19 protein-coding genes are annotated in these 18,575 nt (G+C 63.7%); all 19 read left to right on the forward strand.

The window, feature by feature from the left end:
* The first annotated feature begins 120 nt into the window (after positions 1–120).
* Positions 121–360 carry a hypothetical protein gene (locus ACP5MM_RS03085; protein ID WP_427931063.1) on the forward strand — a complete coding sequence of 80 codons (240 nt, stop codon included), beginning with the start codon at positions 121–123 and terminating at the stop codon, positions 358–360.
* Between the two features lie 12 nt (positions 361–372).
* Positions 373–546 carry a hypothetical protein gene (locus tag ACP5MM_RS03090; RefSeq protein WP_427934098.1) on the forward strand — a complete coding sequence of 58 codons (174 nt, stop codon included), beginning with the start codon at positions 373–375 and terminating at the stop codon, positions 544–546.
* 125 nt (positions 547–671) lie between these two features.
* On the forward strand, positions 672–2,546 hold the full coding sequence (mnmG, locus tag ACP5MM_RS03095; protein WP_427931061.1) for a tRNA uridine-5-carboxymethylaminomethyl(34) synthesis enzyme MnmG: 1,875 nt from the start codon (positions 672–674) through the stop codon (positions 2,544–2,546).
* A 4-nt stretch (positions 2,547–2,550) separates the two neighbouring features.
* Complete coding sequence (gene rsmG / locus ACP5MM_RS03100) at positions 2,551–3,201, forward strand: 16S rRNA (guanine(527)-N(7))-methyltransferase RsmG (RefSeq protein ID WP_427934099.1); 651 nt, start codon at positions 2,551–2,553, stop codon at positions 3,199–3,201.
* Between the two features lie 82 nt (positions 3,202–3,283).
* Complete coding sequence (locus ACP5MM_RS03105) at positions 3,284–4,045, forward strand: ParA family protein (RefSeq protein WP_427931132.1); 762 nt, start codon at positions 3,284–3,286, stop codon at positions 4,043–4,045.
* Complete coding sequence (locus ACP5MM_RS03110) at positions 4,042–4,881, forward strand: ParB/RepB/Spo0J family partition protein (RefSeq protein ID WP_427931059.1); 840 nt, start codon at positions 4,042–4,044, stop codon at positions 4,879–4,881. The genes ACP5MM_RS03105 and ACP5MM_RS03110 overlap by 4 nt, the downstream gene beginning before the upstream one ends.
* A 70-nt stretch (positions 4,882–4,951) precedes the next feature.
* Positions 4,952–5,350, forward strand: a complete 399-nt coding sequence (locus ACP5MM_RS03115) for an ATP synthase subunit I (protein WP_427931058.1) — start codon at positions 4,952–4,954, stop codon at positions 5,348–5,350.
* 3 nt (positions 5,351–5,353) lie between these two features.
* A complete protein-coding gene (gene atpB, locus ACP5MM_RS03120; protein ID WP_427931057.1) occupies positions 5,354–6,103 on the forward strand; it encodes a F0F1 ATP synthase subunit A in 750 nt (249 codons plus the stop codon).
* A gap of 48 nt (positions 6,104–6,151) precedes the next feature.
* The gene (gene atpE / locus ACP5MM_RS03125; protein WP_009561114.1) at positions 6,152–6,406 is read left to right on the forward strand and encodes a F0F1 ATP synthase subunit C; all 255 of its coding nucleotides are present in this window, start codon (positions 6,152–6,154) and stop codon (positions 6,404–6,406) included.
* A gap of 44 nt (positions 6,407–6,450) precedes the next feature.
* Entirely contained in the window at positions 6,451–6,930 is a 480-nt protein-coding gene (gene atpF, locus ACP5MM_RS03130; protein WP_427931056.1) for a F0F1 ATP synthase subunit B, read from the forward strand.
* Positions 6,931–6,941: 11 nt separating this feature from the next.
* A complete protein-coding gene (locus ACP5MM_RS03135) occupies positions 6,942–7,478 on the forward strand; it encodes a F0F1 ATP synthase subunit delta (RefSeq protein WP_427931055.1) in 537 nt (178 codons plus the stop codon).
* 17 nt (positions 7,479–7,495) lie between these two features.
* A complete protein-coding gene (gene atpA / locus ACP5MM_RS03140) occupies positions 7,496–9,040 on the forward strand; it encodes a F0F1 ATP synthase subunit alpha (protein ID WP_427934100.1) in 1,545 nt (514 codons plus the stop codon).
* 9 nt (positions 9,041–9,049) lie between these two features.
* On the forward strand, positions 9,050–9,910 hold the full coding sequence (gene atpG / locus ACP5MM_RS03145) for a F0F1 ATP synthase subunit gamma (RefSeq protein ID WP_427931053.1): 861 nt from the start codon (positions 9,050–9,052) through the stop codon (positions 9,908–9,910).
* Positions 9,911–9,951: 41 nt separating this feature from the next.
* On the forward strand, positions 9,952–11,361 hold the full coding sequence (atpD, locus tag ACP5MM_RS03150) for a F0F1 ATP synthase subunit beta (protein WP_427931052.1): 1,410 nt from the start codon (positions 9,952–9,954) through the stop codon (positions 11,359–11,361).
* 3 nt (positions 11,362–11,364) lie between these two features.
* On the forward strand, positions 11,365–11,790 hold the full coding sequence (locus ACP5MM_RS03155; RefSeq protein WP_427934101.1) for a F0F1 ATP synthase subunit epsilon: 426 nt from the start codon (positions 11,365–11,367) through the stop codon (positions 11,788–11,790).
* 131 nt (positions 11,791–11,921) lie between these two features.
* On the forward strand, positions 11,922–13,310 hold the full coding sequence (gene glmU / locus ACP5MM_RS03160; RefSeq protein WP_427931050.1) for a bifunctional UDP-N-acetylglucosamine diphosphorylase/glucosamine-1-phosphate N-acetyltransferase GlmU: 1,389 nt from the start codon (positions 11,922–11,924) through the stop codon (positions 13,308–13,310).
* 5 nt (positions 13,311–13,315) lie between these two features.
* A complete protein-coding gene (gene glmS, locus ACP5MM_RS03165) occupies positions 13,316–15,148 on the forward strand; it encodes a glutamine--fructose-6-phosphate transaminase (isomerizing) (protein WP_427934102.1) in 1,833 nt (610 codons plus the stop codon).
* 158 nt (positions 15,149–15,306) lie between these two features.
* Positions 15,307–16,149, forward strand: coding sequence for a TnsA endonuclease N-terminal domain-containing protein (locus ACP5MM_RS03170; RefSeq protein WP_427934103.1), 843 nt, complete (start codon positions 15,307–15,309; stop codon positions 16,147–16,149).
* Positions 16,146–18,293 carry a Mu transposase C-terminal domain-containing protein gene (locus tag ACP5MM_RS03175; RefSeq protein WP_427934104.1) on the forward strand — a complete coding sequence of 716 codons (2,148 nt, stop codon included), beginning with the start codon at positions 16,146–16,148 and terminating at the stop codon, positions 18,291–18,293. The genes ACP5MM_RS03170 and ACP5MM_RS03175 overlap by 4 nt, the downstream gene beginning before the upstream one ends.
* The last annotated feature ends 282 nt before the right edge of the window (positions 18,294–18,575 follow it).

Below are 18,575 nucleotides of genomic sequence, written 5' to 3' on the forward strand. Positions count from 1 at the left end.
GTCACTTCGAACATCGATGCCCAACCCATCCATCAACACCGACGCTGCGCGATAAAGCCGCGCAGCGTCGGTTAGCTTTACGTTAGTTTTCTCCATCATGGTGGATCACCAGAGATAGCCATGCCGCAACTCAAAGAATGGTTTCTTCTCATCCTGGGTGTTGGTCTCGTCGCGGTCGCGGTGCAGGGGGTTTTCCGTGGGTGGCTGCCGAATGGTCGGAACGGTTTCAAGCAAGGCGCGGGCGTCTACCGTGAAGACCAGCCTGTCGGCTTCTGGTTTTTCTTCTGCCTATATTTTGGTGGCGGCTTATACGTGGCTTTTTATGCCTTGCGTCCTCTGTTCGGTCATGCAGCGCAGTGAGGCATAGCCGAAGTGCTGAATCCTCTGCGCGACATGCCCCTCCATGTGGCCCCGGCGGCTTGGTGGCGGGCCGCTCGTCCCCTCGGCCCGGCCTTTGAATACGACGACTTCCTGCTTCTCTCCGATCTTGCCGAGCACGCCCGTCCGGAGTTCGGTCCGCCGGACCTCCTCCCTGCATTTCTCTAACGGCCTCGGGTCCGACACCGGATTCAACCGGGGCCGTTCCGGCCCGGTAACGGCGTTCAGGCTTCTCCCCGCCCGAAGCGGGCGGCTCTTGGGTGGAGCGCTCCGACCCATGTACAATGGAGTTTATGGAACAGCACTATGACGTCATCGTGGTGGGCGGCGGACACGCCGGCATCGAGGCGGCCGCGGCGGCGGCCCGGGTGGGTGCGCGCACGCTCCTGCTCACCCAGAATCTGGACACCATCGGCCAGATGTCCTGCAATCCGGCCATCGGCGGCATCGGCAAGGGGCATCTGGTCAAGGAGATCGACGCCCTGGGCGGGATCATGGCGCGGGCCATCGATCAGGCCGGCATCCAGTTCCGCATCCTCAACGCCCGCAAAGGCCCGGCGGTGCGCGCCACCCGCGCCCAGGCGGACCGCAGTCTCTACAAGCGCGCCGTCTGGGGCCTGCTGGAAGCCCTGCCCCATCTCCAGCTCTTTCAGGGCATGGCGGGGGATCTCCTCATGGAGGGGGAGCGCCTCGCCGGCGTGATCCTGGAGACCGGCCTGGTCTTGCACGCCCGGCAAGTCGTCCTCACCACCGGCACCTTCCTGGGCGGCCAGATCCACATGGGCGATCAGCACTATGCCGCCGGTCGCGCCGGCGATCCGCCCTCCAACGCCCTGGCCCGGCGTCTGCGCGAGATGGCCTTCCCGGTGGCGCGCCTGAAGACCGGCACCCCCCCGCGCATCGACGGCCGCAGCATCGATTACAGCCAGTTGGAAGAGCAGCCCGGGGACGCTCCGCCGCCGCCCTTTTCCTTCCTGACCAGGGCCATCGCCGTCTCCCAACGGGTCTGCCACATCACCCACACCAACCCCCGCACCCACGAGATCATTGCGGCGAACCTGCACCGTTCGGCGCTCTATGGCGGCCACATCCAGTCCGTCGGCCCGCGCTACTGTCCCTCCATCGAAGACAAGATCGTGCGCTTCGCCGACAAGTCCTCGCACCAGATCTTTCTGGAGCCCGAGGGGCTGGACACCCACGAGGTCTATCCCAACGGCATCTCCACCAGCCTGCCCTTCGACGTGCAGGAAGAATTGGTGCGCAGTATCCGGGGCCTGGAGAACGCCGTCCTCCTGCGTCCCGGCTACGCCATCGAATACGATTATCTGGACCCTCGCGATCTCCACCCCAGTCTGGAGAGCAAGCGCCTGTCCGGTCTCTTCTGCGCCGGGCAGATCAACGGCACCACCGGCTACGAAGAGGCCGCCGCCCAGGGCCTCCTGGCCGGCCTCAACGCCGCCCGCCGCGCCCGCGAACTCGCACCCTGGTGGCCCGGACGCCACGAGGCCTATCTGGGGGTCATGGTGGACGACCTGGTCACCCGGGGGCTGGATGAACCCTACCGGATGTTCACCAGCCGGGCCGAATACCGCCTGCAACTGCGCGAAGACAATGCCGATGCCCGTCTGACGCCCATGGGGCGGGAACTGGGCCTGGTCGATGACGAACGCTGGCAGGCCTTCGCCGCGAAGCAGGCCGCCGTCCAGGCCGAAAGTGCCCGCCTCGCGGCGCTGCGCATTTTCCCGGCGAGCCCGGAGGCGGAGCGGCTTTCCTCCGCTTCGGGCCAAGCGCTGCAGCGGGACGTCACCGCCCTGGAACTGCTCCGTCGCCCCGATTGGGATTATCCCCGCCTCCTCGCGGCCCTGGATCTCGACCCCTGCAACGACCCCCAGGTCCGGGAGCAGGTGGAGATCCAGTGCAAGTATTCCGGCTATATCGCCCGCCAGCAGGAAGAGGTGGCCCGCGCCAGTCGCTGGGAAGGAGTGGCCCTCCCGGCGGCGATGGACTTTGGCGAGGTGCGCGGGCTCTCCACCGAATGCGCCCAGAAGCTGAGCCGCCACCGCCCCGTCAGCATCGGTCAGGCCAGCCGCATCGCCGGCATCACCCCGGCGGCCATTTCCCTGCTCATGATTCACGTGAAACGGCGCGGCGTGACACAGGCGGATTGACGGGGTGGAGTCGAGTCCTTCCTTTCCCCGGGATCAGGCCCGCCAGATCCTGGATGCAGGCCTGGAGGCCATGGCCCTGGAGCCCATCTCCGCAGACCGCCGCTCCTTGCTCCTCGATTACCTCGGCCAATTGGCGCAATGGAATCGCGTCCACAATCTCACCGCCGTGCGCGATCCCCTGGAGATGGTCTCCCATCACCTCCTCGATAGCCTGAGTCTCCTGCCCTGGTTGCCCGGGGGCGAGGTCTGCGACATCGGCAGCGGCGCAGGCCTGCCCGGCCTCCCGCTGGCCATCTGCCGCCCTGAGCAGACCTTCACCCTGGTCGAGCCCACCGGCAAGCGCGCGGCCTTTTTGCGCAGCGTGGTGGCCGGTCTGGGGCTGTCTCGGGTGCGGATCAACCAGTCCCGCAGCGAAGCCTATCGGCCCGCCGCCTATCCGGCCGCCGTGATCAGCCGGGCCGTCGCCTCCCTTGCCGAGCTGGATCTCATGACGCAACACCTGCAGGGGCCGGCTACCCTCTGCCTCGCCCTCAAGGGCCCCCGCGCCGGCGACGAGATCGCGGCCTGGCCCCGGGCCGCGGAATTGCAGGTCACCATGCAGAGCTTCCCGGTCCCCGGCCTGCCTCCCCGTGTGCTCGTCCGGTGGCAGGCATGACGCGCCCTAGCGGCGGGCCGGCCGAATGGGTATCCTAAGCGCAGATTTCCACGGAGAAACAGCGGGCTCGTCCGCCAGCACCATGCGCATTGTCGCCGTCGCCAACCAGAAAGGCGGGGTGGGTAAGACCACCACCGCCGTCAACCTTGCCGCCGAGCTCGCCCAAGGCGGCCAGCGGGTGCTATTGGTGGACCTCGACCCCCAGGCCAACGCCACCACCGGACTGGGCCTGGGCCACGTCGATGGCGCCAGCATCTATCATGCCTTGCTGGGAGAGGTCCCCCTGGCAGCCGTGCTGCGGGCAGCGTCTCCGGCGGGCCTGCAGGTGGCCCCTTCCAGCCCGGACCTCGCCGGCGCCGAAGTCGAACTCTACGGCCGCGCCGGTCGTGAGCAGCGCCTCCGCGAGGCCCTGACCACCGTCGCCGACTTCGACTTTTGCCTCATCGACTGTCCCCCGGCCCTCAACATGCTCACCGTCAATGCCCTGGTGGCCGCCGATGCGGTGTTGATCCCCATGCAGTGCGAATACTATGCCCTGGAGGGGCTCACTCAGCTCCTCGGCACGGTGCGCCGGGTCCGCGCCGGCCTCAACCCGCGCCTGCAGGTCCACGGCTTGCTGCGCACCATGTTCGACGCCCGCAATCGCCTGGCATCGGAGGTGGGCATGGAGCTGGAGCGGCACTTCCCCGACAAGCTCTACCGGACGGTGGTGCCGCGCAACATCCGTCTGGCCGAGGCGCCCAGCTTCGGTCGTGCCATACTGGAGCACGACCCGCACTGTGCCGGCGCCCAGGCCTATCGCGGCGTGGCCGCCGAATTCCTGCGCCGCGAGTGTCGGCCGTGAAGCGGGTCGGCCTGGGCCGCGGCCTGGATGCCCTCTTTGCCAGCGACGCCGACAGTGCCCGGCCGATGCGGGAGATTCCCCTGGATCTGCTTCAGCGCGGCCGCTATCAGCCGCGCAGCACCATGGACGCCGAGGCCCTGTCCGCCCTGGCTGCCTCCATCCGCTCCCAAGGGGTGGTGCAGCCCATTGTCGTGCGCGGCGTGGGCGGCGGTCGTTATGAAATCATCGCCGGCGAACGGCGCTGGCGGGCGGCGCAAATGGCGGGCCTTCCCGCCATCCCCGCCATCGTCCGGGAGTGCAGCGACGAACAGGCCCTCGCCCTCGGCCTCATCGAAAACATCCAGCGGGAAGCCCTGAATCCCCTCGAGGAGGCCCAGGCCCTGCAACGCCTCATCAACGAATTCGCCCTCACCCACGAAGACCTGGCGGAAAAACTGGGGCGCTCGCGGACGGCCATCAGCAATCAACTCCGCTTGCTGCGTTTGCCCGCGGCCGTTCACCGCCATCTGGAAAGCGGCGCCCTCAGCGCCGGCCATGCCCGGGCCCTCCTGGCCCTGCCCGCGGAGGAGCAGGTGGCCGCTGCGGAACGGGTGCTGCGCGAAGATCTCACCGTGCGGGCCACCGAGCGCCTCGCCCGGGGGATGGCGCGGGGCCCCAAGCCAGCCTCGGCCCGGGATCCCAACATCATCGCCCTGGAGGCCGAGATTGCCGCCGTTCTGGGCCTGGCGGCCACCGTGATCCCCCGCTCGCGAGGCGGCGAGCTGCGCCTTTCCTGGGATGACCCGGAACAGGGAGAGGCCCTGCTTGCCCGCCTCGGCGTGCGTATCAACGGATGATCTCCCCCTTTTTGGTCTTGACGGCTCGTGCCCGTCTGTTTAGACTTCACCCGTTTTCTTGTGGCCATCTGTGAAAACAAAAGAAAAACAACCGGTCACAGATGCGTTCCCGTCCTTCGTTGGGCGGGTAAGCACATGGGTATTGACGATCAGCATCCTTCTGGCTGCGCTGGCGGCTTGGCGCTGGGGCCGGGAGGAAGCCTACGCCATACTCTTTGCCGGCATACTGAGCGTAATCAACATGCTCATTCTGGGAAACCGCCTCATGGCGCTCCCCGCATCGCCCCAGGGCGCGACCTTGCGTATCTGGGGTGCGGTGATGCAGCGCTGGGCGGTGACCATCGTGGGTTTGATCCTGGCCATTGTCTGGTTGCACCTGCCCATCATCGGGCTGGTGGCCGGGCTTTTGGTGACCCATTTCGTGTTTTTGGCATTTCTGTTGCGGGAGCGCAACAGGGAAAGGAGTTAACGCGTGGCGGATAGCGGCATCGCTCAACACATCACCAACTGGTCTGTCGGGCAAGGTTTCTGGACCTTCAATTTGGACACCATCCTCATGGGCTGGGTGATGGCCTTTATCCTGGTGGTCGCCGCCATGGTCGTGGGCAGCCGCCTGCAATATGGCGCTCCCACCGGTCTGCAGGGTTGGCTGGAAGGCACGGTGGATTTCATCGACGATCTGGTGCAGGGCAGTTTCCCCGTCAAGGATCCCCTCATTGCGCCCGTCGCCCTGACCGTGTTCCTCTGGATCCTGCTGATGAACAGCATGGACTTGATCCCGGTCTACCTCCCCGGTCTGGTCGCCCACTGGTTCGGGATCCCCGAATTCCGCATCACGCCCACCGTCAACCTCAACACCACCCTGGGCGTCGCCCTGGCGGTGTTCATCCTGGCCATCTTCACCAGTCTGCGGGTCAAGGGTTTCGCCTACTTCAAGACCTATCTGACCCATCCTTTCGGCATCTGGCTGATGCCCATGAACATCCTCATGACCCTCATCGAAGAGATCACCAAGCCCCTCAGTCTCGGCCTGCGACTCTTCGGCAACATGTTTGCCGGCGAACTGGTCTTTCTCCTGCTGGCCATGCTGCCTTGGTGGGGCCAGTTCGTCATGGGGGTGGTCTGGTCGGGTTTCGAGAGTCTGATCATTATTCTGCAGGCATTTATTTTCACCGTGCTGACCGTGGTCTACCTGGGCATGGCCAACATGCAGGAACATTAACAACTCATTCGCTTTTTCATTCTTCGCTTTGGAATATAAGGAGTCACCATGGACGCGCATACCATCATCGTTGCTGCTACCGCCATTGCCGTCGGCATCATTTTCGGCGCTGCCGGCCTCGGTTCCGCCATTGGCTGGGGTCTCATCACCTCCAAGACCATCGAAGGCATCACCCGCCAGCCGGAAATGCGCCCGCAGTTGCTGGTCAACACCTTCATCTTCGCCGGCCTGATGGAGTCCTTCCCGTTCATCATTCTGGCCTTCGGTTTCTGGTTCCTCTTCGCCAACCCTTTCCTGGGCTGATGGCCGGGCCGGCATGGGCCGGATAACGCGCAAGTGAGGGCATCATGAATCCAGTAGGCATTAATGCGACGTTGATCGTGCAGTTGGTCACCTTTGCGGTATTGGTGGCACTGCTGTACAAATATTTGTACGGCCCCTTGAAGGGGGTCATGGAAGCGCGTCGGGCGAAGATCGCCGACGGTCTGGCGGCGGCGGAGCGGGGCAAGGAAGAAATCGTCATCGCCCAGAAACGCGCTACGGAAATACTGCGTGAGGCAAAGGAAAAGGCGGCGGAGATCATCGCCAATGCCGAACGCCGTGGCGTGGAGCTCAAGGAAGAGGCCCAGGTCAAGGCGCGGGAAGAGGCCGACCGGATCCTGGCCGGCGCGCGGGCCGAGATCGAGGTCGAGACCAACCGCGCGCGCGAAGTCCTGCGGGAACGGGTGGTGGGACTCGTCGTCGATGGCGCGCAGCGCATCCTCCAGAAAGAAATCGACGCCCAAGTCCATCGTGACATTGTCGACCGCATGGTCGGCCAACTCTAAGGGGACAAGCCATGGCGGATTTGATCACGGTCGCCCGTCCCTACGCCGAGGCCCTCTACGGTCTGGCGAAGGAAACGGGGCAGGAGGACGCCTGGGAAACGGCCTTGCAGACCCTTGCGGCGGTTATACAGGATCCTCAGGCACAGCAATTTCTCGACGATCCCGAGCGCACGGCGGCGGCCAAGGTCGAGGTGCTCTCCGTGGCCGAGGTGGCGGTACCCAAGGAGGCCTGGCGGGCCTTCCTGGCCTTGCTGATCGACAATGATCGTTGGCCCGCCGCCGGCGAGATTGCGGCGCTGTTCGCGGCCGACCGTCGCGCTGCCCTGGGTACGATAGAGGTCCTGGTAAAAAGTGCCGTAGCCCTGGACGCGGGTCAGAAAGAAGCCATCGAGGCGGCCTTGTCCCGGCGTTTCGGCAGCCGGGTGGCGTTCCACGACGAGGTGGATCCCGCCCTCATCGGCGGAATTCTGGTGCAGGCCGGCGATTTGACGATAGATGCTTCTGTGCGCGGGCAGGTGGAACAGCTCGCCCGCACCCTTCGCAGTTAACCTTTTGAGGACATGGTATGCAACAACTGAATCCTTCGGAAATCAGCGAACTGATCCGCGCACGGATTGCCGGCTTTGAGGGCCGCGTCGAGACGCGCTCTCAGGGCACCATCATCAGCCTGAGTGACGGTATCCTTCGTATTCATGGGCTGGAAGATGTCATGTACGGCGAAATGTTGGAGCTGCCCGGTGGCCGCTTCGCCCTGGCCATGAATCTGGAACAGGACAATGTCGGTGCCGTGATTCTGGGCGAGTATGAAGGCCTGGAAGAGGGCAACGTCGTCAAGTGCACCGGCAAGGTCATGCAGGTGCCCATCGGCAAGGAGCTCCTGGGCCGCGTCGTCAACGCCCTGGGCCAACCCATTGACGGCAAGGGTCCCATCGATGCCAAGGAGTTCGACGTCCTGGAAAAGATCGCCCCCGGCGTCATTCAGCGCCAGAGCGTCGACCAGCCCATGCAGACCGGCATCAAGGCCATTGACGCCATGGTTCCCGTCGGGCGGGGACAGCGTGAATTGATCATCGGTGACCGCCAGACGGGTAAGACGGCCGTGGCCCTGGACGCCATTCTCAACCAAAAGGGCAAGGGCGTTTACTGTATCTATGTCGCCATCGGCCAGAAGGCCTCCACCGTGGCCAACGTGGTGCGCAAGCTCGAAGAATACGGCGCCATGGAGTACACCACGGTGGTTGCCGCCAACGCCTCCGAGGCCGCGGCGGTACAATACCTCGCCCCCTACACCGGCTGCACCATGGGCGAATATTTCCGCGATCGGGGTATGGATGCCCTGATCGTTTATGATGACCTGACCAAGCAGGCCTGGGCTTACCGTCAGATCTCCCTGCTGCTGCGTCGCCCGCCGGGCCGTGAAGCCTATCCCGGCGACGTGTTCTATCTGCACTCGCGTCTGCTGGAGCGGGCAGCCCGGGTCAATGCCGAGTTCGTCGAGCAGTTCACCCAGGGCGCCGTCAAGGGCCAGACCGGATCGCTGACGGCGTTGCCCATCATCGAAACCCAGGCCGGCGACGTCTCCGCCTTTGTGCCGACCAACGTGATCTCCATTACGGACGGCCAGATTTACCTGGAAACCGACCTCTTCAACTCCGGCGTCCGCCCCGCCATCAACGCGGGGCTGTCGGTGTCCCGGGTTGGCGGCGCCGCGCAGACCAAGGTCATCAAGAAGCTCGGCGGCGGCATCCGCTTGGATCTCGCCCAATATCGCGAGTTGGCGGCCTTTGCCCAGTTTGCCTCGGATCTGGATGATCTGACCCGCAAGCAGATCGAGCGCGGCAAGCGCGTTACCGAACTGCTGAAGCAGGATCAATATTCGCCCATGTCGGTGGCGGAGCAGGCGGTGTCACTCTATGCCGCCAGCAGCGGGGCTCTGGATGATGTGGATGTCGCCAAGATCCGCCCCTTCGAGAAGGCCCTCCAGTCCTTTCTGCAGAGCAACTTCAAGGATCTCATGGCCGGCCTGGAGGAGAAAAAGGAGCTGACCGACGAGTTCAAGAAAACGCTTGACGGGGCTATCCAGCAGTTCAAATCGAGTCAGGCTTACTAGGAGCGCGCCATGGCTCATGCCAAGGAAATTCGCGGGCAGATCAAAAGCGTCAAGAATACGCAAAAGATCACCCGCGCCATGGAGATGGTGGCGGCGAGCAAGATGCGCCGCGCCCAGGAACGGATGCGTGCCGCGCGACCCTATGCGGAGAAGATCCGGAAGGTATTGGGACACGTCGCCAACGCCCATCCCGAGTACAATCATCCCTTATTGCAGGTCCGCGAGGTAAAGAAGGCGGGCTTCATCGTCGTGACGACGGACCGGGGCCTGTGCGGCGCGTTGAATGTCAACGTCCTGCGTGCCCTGGTGCTGAAGATGCGGGAGTTTCACGATCAGGGCGTGGCCGTTCAGGTGGCGGTGATGGGTGGGAAGGGCCTGGGCTTCATCAAGCGCTTTGGGGGCAACCTGGTGGCCGAAGTCTCGGGCCTGGGCGATCGGCCCCACCTGGCGGACATGCTGGGGCCCATTCAGGTCATGGCCGAGGCCTATGCCAAGGGCGAGGTGGACGTGGTCTACGTGGTGTCGTCGCGCTTCATCAATACCATGCTGCAAAAAGCCACGGTGGAGCAGTTGCTGCCGGTGGAAAAGGTCGATATGCCCGCGCGGCAGGGGATGTGGGACTACATCTACGAGCCCGAGGCCCGGCCGGTGCTGGATCACCTGCTGCAACGCTACGTCGAGTCGGTGGTCTACCAGGGCGTGGTGGAGCACCTCGCCTGCGAGCAGAGCGCGCGCATGGTGGCCATGAAAAGCGCCTCGGACAACGCCAAACGGCTCATCGGAGATCTGCAGTTGGCGTACAACAAGGCGCGCCAGGCAGCCATCACCAAGGAAATCGCCGAGATCAGCGCCGGTGCGGCGGCAGTTTAGGGCGTCCCGGGAAACCATTTGAAAATGTTGAGGGTTAAATCATGAGCGAAGCGGTTGCGAAAGAGAACGCCGTAGGCCGGATTGTGCAGGTCATCGGACCGGTGATCGACGTCGTCTATCCCCGTGGACAAGTCCCGGAGATCATGGAGGCGATCGTCGTCGACGAAAAGGGGCTCACCATCGAGGTGCAGCAACAGTTGGGTGACGGCGTGGTGCGCGGCATCGCCATGGGCGCCAGCGAGGGCCTCAAGCGGGGCATGAGCGCCCGGCGTACGGGCGCACCCATCAGCGTGCCCGTGGGCAAGGGAACACTGGGCCGCATCATGGACGTCCTGGGCAACCCCATCGATGAAAAAGGGGCGGTGGAAGGGGACGAACGCAAATCCATCCATCGTGCCGCGCCCAATTTCGATGAGCTGGCCGCCAGCACCGAGATCCTGGAAACGGGCATCAAGGTCATCGATCTGGTCTGCCCCTTTGCCAAGGGCGGCAAGGTTGGCCTCTTCGGCGGCGCCGGCGTGGGCAAGACGGTGCTCATGATGGAGCTGATCCGCAACATCGCCATCGAACATACCGGCTATTCCGTATTTGCCGGCGTGGGTGAGCGGACCCGCGAGGGGAATGACTTCTACCACGAAATGACCGAATCCAAGGTGCTGGACAAGGTCGCCCTGGTGTACGGGCAAATGAACGAGCCGCCCGGCAACCGTTTGCGCGTGGGTCTGACGGGCCTGACCATGGCGGAACATTTCCGCGACGAGGGCCGCGACATCCTGATGTTCATCGACAACATCTTCCGTTACACCCTGGCCGGTACCGAAGTTTCGGCCCTGCTGGGGCGGATGCCTTCGGCGGTGGGCTATCAGCCGACCCTGGCGGAGGAAATGGGCAAGCTGCAGGAGCGCATCACCTCCACGAAGGTGGGTTCCATCACCTCCGTGCAGGCCGTATACGTGCCCGCCGATGATTTGACGGACCCCTCTCCGGCCACGACCTTCGCCCATTTGGACGCCACCGTGGTGCTGTCGCGGCAGATCGCCGAGCTGGGCATCTATCCGGCCCTCGATCCGCTGGATTCCTTCAGCCGCCAGCTCGATCCGCAGATCGTCGGCCAGGAACATTACGATGTGGCCCGTTCCTGCCAGAAGACCCTGCAGCGTTACAAGGAGCTCCAGGACATCATCGCCATTCTCGGCATGGATGAGCTTTCCGCCGACGACAAGCTGCTGGTGACCCGGGCGCGCAAGATCCAGCGCTTCCTCTCCCAGCCCTTCTTCGTGGCCGAGGTGTTCACCGGCAGCCCCGGCACCTATGTCTCGCTCAAGGAAACCATCCGCGCGTTCAAGGCCATCGTCAACGGTGAGTATGATCACTTGCCGGAGCAGGCCTTCTACATGGTGGGGACCATTGACGAGGCGATCGCCAAGGCACAAAAGATCCAACAAGGATAAGGCATGGCTATGACCATAGATGTACAGGTGGTCAGTACCGAAGGCAGCATCTACGAGGGGGTGGCGGATATGGTCGTCGCCCCCGGAGAGATGGGCGAACTGGGCATCCTGCCGCAGCATGCGCCGTTGCTGACGCGTCTGCGGCCGGGAGAGCTGCGCATCCTCCACGGTGCCGAGACGGAGTATCTCTTCGTCAACGGCGGCATCCTCGAAATCCAGCCGGACCGGGTCACGATCCTGGCAGACGGGGCCGAAAGGGCCGTGGATCTCGACGAAGCCAAGGCCGTGGCGGCCAAGGAGCGGGCCGAGGCCTTGCTGGCGGGTCACCTGGATGAGATGGACTACGCGCGGGCCCAGGGCGAACTCCTGGAGCAAATCGCACGCCTGCGGGCCATTCAGCGTCTGCGCGAGCGCGGCGTGCTGCGCTGACCCATTCCGGCGCTGAGGCAGGCATCAGGCCCCATGGCATCTCGTTGTCATGGGGCCTGGGTTTTTCGTGGGGGGGAGATACTCTTGGCCGTCCGCTAGAACGCGCAGGGGCGGGTTGAAAGGGGGAATGCATGGCGCATGAGTTGGATATCGTCATCCTGGCAGCGGGCCGGGGCAAACGCATGGCTTCGGCTTTGCCCAAAGTTCTGCAATCCCTGGGCGGCCGGCCCTTGCTGGGGCATGTGCTGGCCGCTGCCCAGCGGGTGCAGCCGCGGCGCTTGCACGTGGTGGTGGGTTTTGGCGCCGGGCAGGTGCGGGCGGCCTTTGCGGGCCTGGAGGCGCACTGGGTTCTGCAGCCCGAGCTGCGCGGGACCGGTGATGCCCTGCGGCGGGCACTGCCGGCCCTGGGGGGAGCAGAGCGGGTGCTCGTGCTCTATGGGGACGTCCCCTTGTTGCGGGCCGAGACCTTAACCGCCTTCCTGGCGGAAACGCCGGCCGGCGCCCTGGGCCTGATGACCGGCTTGCGTGAGGATCCCCAGGGTTACGGCCGGATCCTGCGGGATGGTCACGGCCAAGTGCTGGCCGTTCGCGAGGACCAGGACGCCAGCGCCGATGAACAGCGGGTGAAGGAGGTGAACCTGGGGATCATGGTCCTGCCGGCGGCGCCCCTGCGCCGGTGGCTGGACGCCCTGGGAGACGACAACGCCCAAGGCGAACTCTATCTGACGGACGTGGTGGCCCTGGCCCGGGCCGACGGCTTTGCCGTGCTCCCTTTCGTCCTGGCCGATCCCCAGGAAGGGGCGGGGGTCAACGATCCCGCGCAGCTCGCCGGGTTGGAGCGGGTCTATCAGGCGCGGCGGGTGGCCGAGCTGCAGGCCCAGGGCCTGCGCGTGGCGGACCCCGGCCGCCTGGATATCCGCGGCGACGTGCAGGTGGGTCAGGACTGCTGGATCGAGCCCAACTGCCTCCTGGCCGGGCAGGTGCGCCTGGGCAGCGGCGTGCGGGTGGGCATGGGCTGTATACTGCAGGACGTGGAGATCGGCGATGGGGTGGAAATCCTGCCCTATTCCCTGGTGGAAGGGGCGCGCATCGACGCCGGGGCGCGCATTGGCCCCTTTGCCCGCATACGCCCCGGTACGGAGATCGGGCCGGCGGCCCACGTGGGTAATTTCGTGGAGATAAAGGCCAGCCGTCTGGGGGCGGGCAGCAAGGCCAACCACCTCAGCTACCTCGGGGATAGCGATATCGGCAGCGACGTGAACATTGGCGCCGGGACCATTACCTGCAATTATGATGGGGCGCGCAAGCACCGCACCATCATTGCCGACGATGTCTTCGTGGGCTCGGCCTCGCAACTGGTGGCCCCGGTGCGCATAGGGGCGGGGGCGACCATCGGCGCGGGGAGCACCATCACCAAGGACGTGCCCGCTGGCGGCTTGACGCTCAACCGCAGTCCGCAAAAATCCATCCCCCACTGGCAACGGCCGCGGCGGGACAAGGGCGACGGAGAAAAGGGGTAAAAGCGATGTGCGGGATCGTTGGCGGTATCGCCGGGCAGGATCTGGTGCCCATGATCATGGAAGGGCTGCGCCGCCTGGAATACCGCGGCTATGATTCGGCAGGCGTGGCGGTGCTGGAAGGGGGCGGCCTCCACCGGGTGCGCAGTGTCGGCAGGGTGGCCGAACTGGCCGCCGCCGCCGCGCGGGAAGCCTTGCAGGGGCATCTGGGCATTGGTCATACCCGCTGGGCCACCCATGGCGGGGTCGCCGAATGCAACGCCCATCCCATGCTCTCCCAGGACATGGTGGCGGTGGTGCACAACGGCATCATCGAAAACTTCCATGCGCTGCGGGAGCGTCTGGAGGCGCTGGGCTATGCCTTTAGCTCCCAGACCGATACCGAGGTCATCGCTCACCTCATCCATCATTATCGCCAACAATCCGCGGACCTTTTCGTCGCCACCCGCCGCGCCGTCGCGGACCTGAAAGGCGCCTTCGCCATCGCCGTGCTCTCGGTGGCCGATCCCGAACTGCTCTGTGTGGCGCGTATGGGCTGCCCGCTGCTATTGGGCCTGGGGGAAGACGGGCATTATTTCGCCTCCGACGTCTCGGCCCTCCTGCCCGTTACCCGGCGTATCCTCTATCTGGAGGACGGTGACGTGGCCGCCCTGCGCCGGGATGGTCTGGAGATCGTCGATGCCCGGGGTGACGTCGTCCGTCGACCCGAACAGCTCAGCCAGTTGAGCGCCGCCGCCGTGGAATTGGGCCCTTACCGGCATTTCATGCAAAAGGAGATCCATGAGCAACCCCGGGCCTTGGCGGATACCCTGGAAGGGGCGGTGAACGGCGGTCTGGCCGTGGCGGATCTCTGGGGAGCGGAGGCGGAGACGGTGTTTGCGGACGTCGACAGTGTCCTCTTCCTCGCCTCGGGCACCAGTCACTATGCCAGTCTGGTGGGCAGGCAATGGCTGGAGAGCATCGCCGGCCTGCCCGCCCAGGCGGAGTTGGGGCATGAATACCGTTACCGCGATTCCATCCCCAATCCGCGCCAGCTCGTGGTCACCCTCTCCCAGTCGGGGGAGACCCTGGATACCTTCGAGGCCCTGCGGCGGGCGCAGCAACTCGGTCAGGCGCGCAGCCTGGCCATCTGCAACGTGGCCGAAAGCGCCATCGCCCGCGCCTCGCGGCTGCGCTTCATCACCCGCGCCGGTCCGGAGATCGGCGTGGCCTCCACCAAGGCCTTTACCACCCAGTTGGCCGCCCTCTATCTCCTCGCCCTGACCCTGGCCAAAAGCCGCGGCCGGCTACCGGCGGAAGCCGAGGCCGCCCATCTGGAGGCCCTGCGCCAGCTCCCCGGCAGTGTCCAGCATGCCCTGAACCTCGAACCGCAGATCCAGGTCTGGGCCGGGCGCTTTGCGCAAAAGGAGCACGCCCTCTTCCTCGGCCGGGGCCTGCACTATCCCATTGCCCTGGAGGGCGCCCTCAAGCTCAAGGAGATTTCCTACATCCATGCCGAGGCCTATCCCGCCGGGGAGCTGAAACACGGCCCCCTGGCCTTGGTGGACCAGGATATGCCCGTGGTGGTCATCGCCCCCAACGACCGCCTCCTGGAGAAGCTCGCCGCCAACATGCAGGAAGTCCATGCCCGCGGCGGCGAGCTGTATGTCTTCGCCGATCTCGACAGTCACTTCAGCGCCAGCGCCGGGGTGCATGTGATCCGCTTGCCCCGCCACGCCGGCCTGCTCTCCCCGGTCCTTCACGCCATCCCCGTGCAGCTTCTGGCCTACCACGCCGCGCTGGTAAAAGGCACCGACGTCGACCGCCCCCGCAATCTGGCCAAGAGCGTAACGGTGGAGTAGGGGTACCGGGCCGGAGCATATTCTTGTTCGCAGGTAATATAGTTTGCTCATGGGCAATAAAGTTTGGACATGGGCAATAAAGTTTGCTCTCAGCACTTGCCATTTCCGATGCGGAGGCGTAGCGTAACTTTCCAGTAGTCTCGATCCCGGGGGGAGCCGTGGCCCGACGTCGTTACACCATCGACGAACAGCGGATCGCCCTGTTTGAGCAAGAGGGGCGGGGCAAAGGTGTCGGCGCGGACTACAAACCCTGGTTGACCATTCAGGACGTACCATCGACGGGGCGTAGTACCCGCCTCCGAGGGATTCATACTGGGCGTATACACCAGTTGCTCTCAGATATTGAGCGAAGCCTGTTCTACTGCTTGGATTGGGAAGACTCGGTCACCGACATTCGAGAACAGTTTCCCCTGGACCGATCGCTGACCACCCAGATTGCCAAAGCCTGCAATATACCTCATCCGCGCTTTCCCGGTGTAATGACACCGATGGTCATGACCACGGATTTTATGGTGGATGCCTGGATTGGCGGCAAGATGGTGCAAACGGCCTATGCAGTAAAATCCGGCGTGGATCTCGACCATCCTCGAACGCTGGAAAAGTTGGAAATAGAAAGGCTCTATTGGGAAAGCAAGGGAATAGAGTGGAGCATCGTCACCCCAGCCGTTCTTCCGACCCGACTGATCCGTAATATTGAGTGGGTTCACAATTTCTACCGGCTGGATGGTGTTGTCGAACCGCATCCGGGCTTCTACCAAGACGCTGGGCGCCGAATGCGGGCACAAGTCTCTGCAGCACCCTGGTTATCGCTGCGACAATTTTGCGAGGATATGGAAGTCCGCTTGGGTCTGAGCAGCGAAGAGGGCTTGATGTTGTTCCGACACCTTCTGGCGACCAAGTCGGTTCTTTGCGATATGGAGTCAGTGGTGCTGAGCGATCCGCTGATCACCATGGCGTCCTTCCGCACGCTGCCTAGCGAACGCCAGGAGAACCGGGCATGAGCTTTCTTGCCCTCAACCAACTGTTGGAATTCTCCGAGGACGGGCACACCGAGCGGGTATTGTGGATCGACGCGGGCGACCCAGGCTATGTTTGCATCGACATTCATGCTGAGCACGCTAACCCGCTGTACCGATGTCACGCAGATGTGCTCCGCCTGATGGATGAGGGTGCGGTCCAACTAGGCAAAGAAGATCCCTTGCTCATCAACACGAATGAAGAGCGGCTCTCTGCTGCACAACGCGCCAAGCGCGACCAAAACTTTGCTCGGATTGCCCCAGTTCTCCAGCGGCAACCGGAGATCCTTGATCTCCGCAAGCGCGGCAAAATCCTTGCCGAATTTGCTGCCACCCACGGCGCAAGTCATCACAGCCTGTTGCGGTTGTTGCGTCGTTACTGGCAACGTGGGATGACGCCGAACGCCCTACTGCCCGATTACGCCAATTCCGGCGCTCGTGGTCGGGAACGCGCCGCTACCGGCAAGCGTCGTGGCCGACCACCAAAGAACGAGGGGGACTCCGTCAATGTCACGCCGGAAACGCGCGCGATTTTCAAGGCAGCCGTCACCAGATTTTATGCCATACATCCAGTTTTTGAGCTGACCGAGTGTTACCACGCGATGCTGCGTGCCTCTTTTTCGGATTCGGTGGTGAACCCAGATACCGGTCAGCAGGAGTGGGTATTACGCTCTGGCGCGCCGAGCTGGTGGCAGTTTCGTTACTGGTATCAGAAAGACAACGATATCTTTGCACTCAAACGTCGTCGGGCATCTTCGCGCGTCTATGACAAGGACATGCGCGCTCTGACCGGCACGGCAACGGGGGAGACCGTTGGCCCGGGTTCGCGTTACCTGATCGACGCGACGATTGCGGATATTTATCTTGTCTCCCGCTATTTCCCCGACAAAATTGTCGGTCGGCCCGTGGTGTATGTGGTCATAGACGTATTCAGTCGAATGATCACCGGTCTGCATGTGGGGTTCGAGGGGCCGAGCTGGGTTGGTGCTATGCAGGCGCTGGGCAACGCCGTGCTCGATAAAACAGGCTACTGCGCCCAATTCGGTGTCGCTATCGACGCTGCGGACTGGCCATGCCAAGGCATGCCGGAGGCAATTCTGGGCGACCGAGGTGAAATGGTCGGCGAAATGGTGGAAACGCTGATTCAGACGTTCGCTGTTCGGGTGGAGAATTCTGCGCCCTACCGCGCCGACTGGAAGGGAGTAGTCGAACAGCAGTTCCGCCTGCTACCTGCGCGCTTCAAGGCCTATACGCCAGGGTATATCCAGACCGATTACCGACAGCGTGGTGGTAACGACTACCGCCTGGACGCGACACTGAATATCGATCAGTTCACCAAGATCATGATTTACTGTGTGCAGTATTATAACATCCAGCACCGGGTCAAGGAGTATCCGCTCGCTCCGGAGATGATTCACGATGGAGTTCCAGCCGTTCCGATAGAGCTCTGGAACTGGGGAGTCGTACATCGCAGCGGGCGCCTGCGACGCTATCCCGATGATCTCGTGCGCTTGAGTCTGCTACCGCATGCGGACGCAGCGGTGACCGCCCGAGGTATCCGCTTGTTTGGGTTGTATTACTCCTGCCCACTCGCCATGCAAGAGCACTGGTTCGAGCGTGCACGCCAAGTCCGGAACTGGCGGATCCGCGTTTCCTACGATCCTCGCTGTATGGATGCTATTTGGCTACACGGAGAGTCCGGCCAGCCACGTTTCATCGCCTGCACCCTCATGGAGCAAAGCCGCGAGCATGCCGGCAAGACCCTCTGGGAGGTTGATCAACTACGGCAGGCGTCCAAAGAGGTCGCTCGCAGCCACCAGCGTAGCGAAACGACCGGGCGGGTCAATCTGATCGAGCAAATCCAGCGTGTCGTTGCCGATGCCAAGGCCGAGCGTCCCCCAGCCTCTGATCGGTCGGATCGGCAGCGTACCAAGGACATTCGCGGTAACCGTCGCGCGGAATTGGCAGCCTTACGCCATAAGGACGCAACCCGCTCGGCAAGCGTGAAGGCGAACGCCCCTGCCGAAGTCGTCCCCTTCCCCGGCACTCCGCCCAAAACGGACTACAGCTTGCCCGACATCACGGAGATGCTGCAGAAATTTCGCGAAGACGAGCAGGAAGAGGAGTAAATCATCATGGCTTCGTCCCCTACCGACATTTCTCTTCTGCCGGAGTTTCGGGACAATCCCTTCATCAACCGCCTCCCGCCGCAGCTCTCGCAGCGGAAGGCCTGGCAATTTCTGTCCGACTCGCCGAAGTTTAGCCCCGCGGAGCGGACCTATCCGATCCACCTCCGAATGAATTGCCTGTATCGCCTGCGCCGCTTCTTCGAGCCCTTAGGAGGCTGCGGAAAAACTCTGCAAAATCTCGCGTGAGTTGCGGATTCGAGCAAAAACCTCCTGAAATTGGGC

Origin of the sequence: Acidithiobacillus sp., assembly GCF_049965315.1 — a bacterium.
Classification (GTDB): Bacteria; Pseudomonadota; Gammaproteobacteria; order Acidithiobacillales; family Acidithiobacillaceae; genus Acidithiobacillus_B.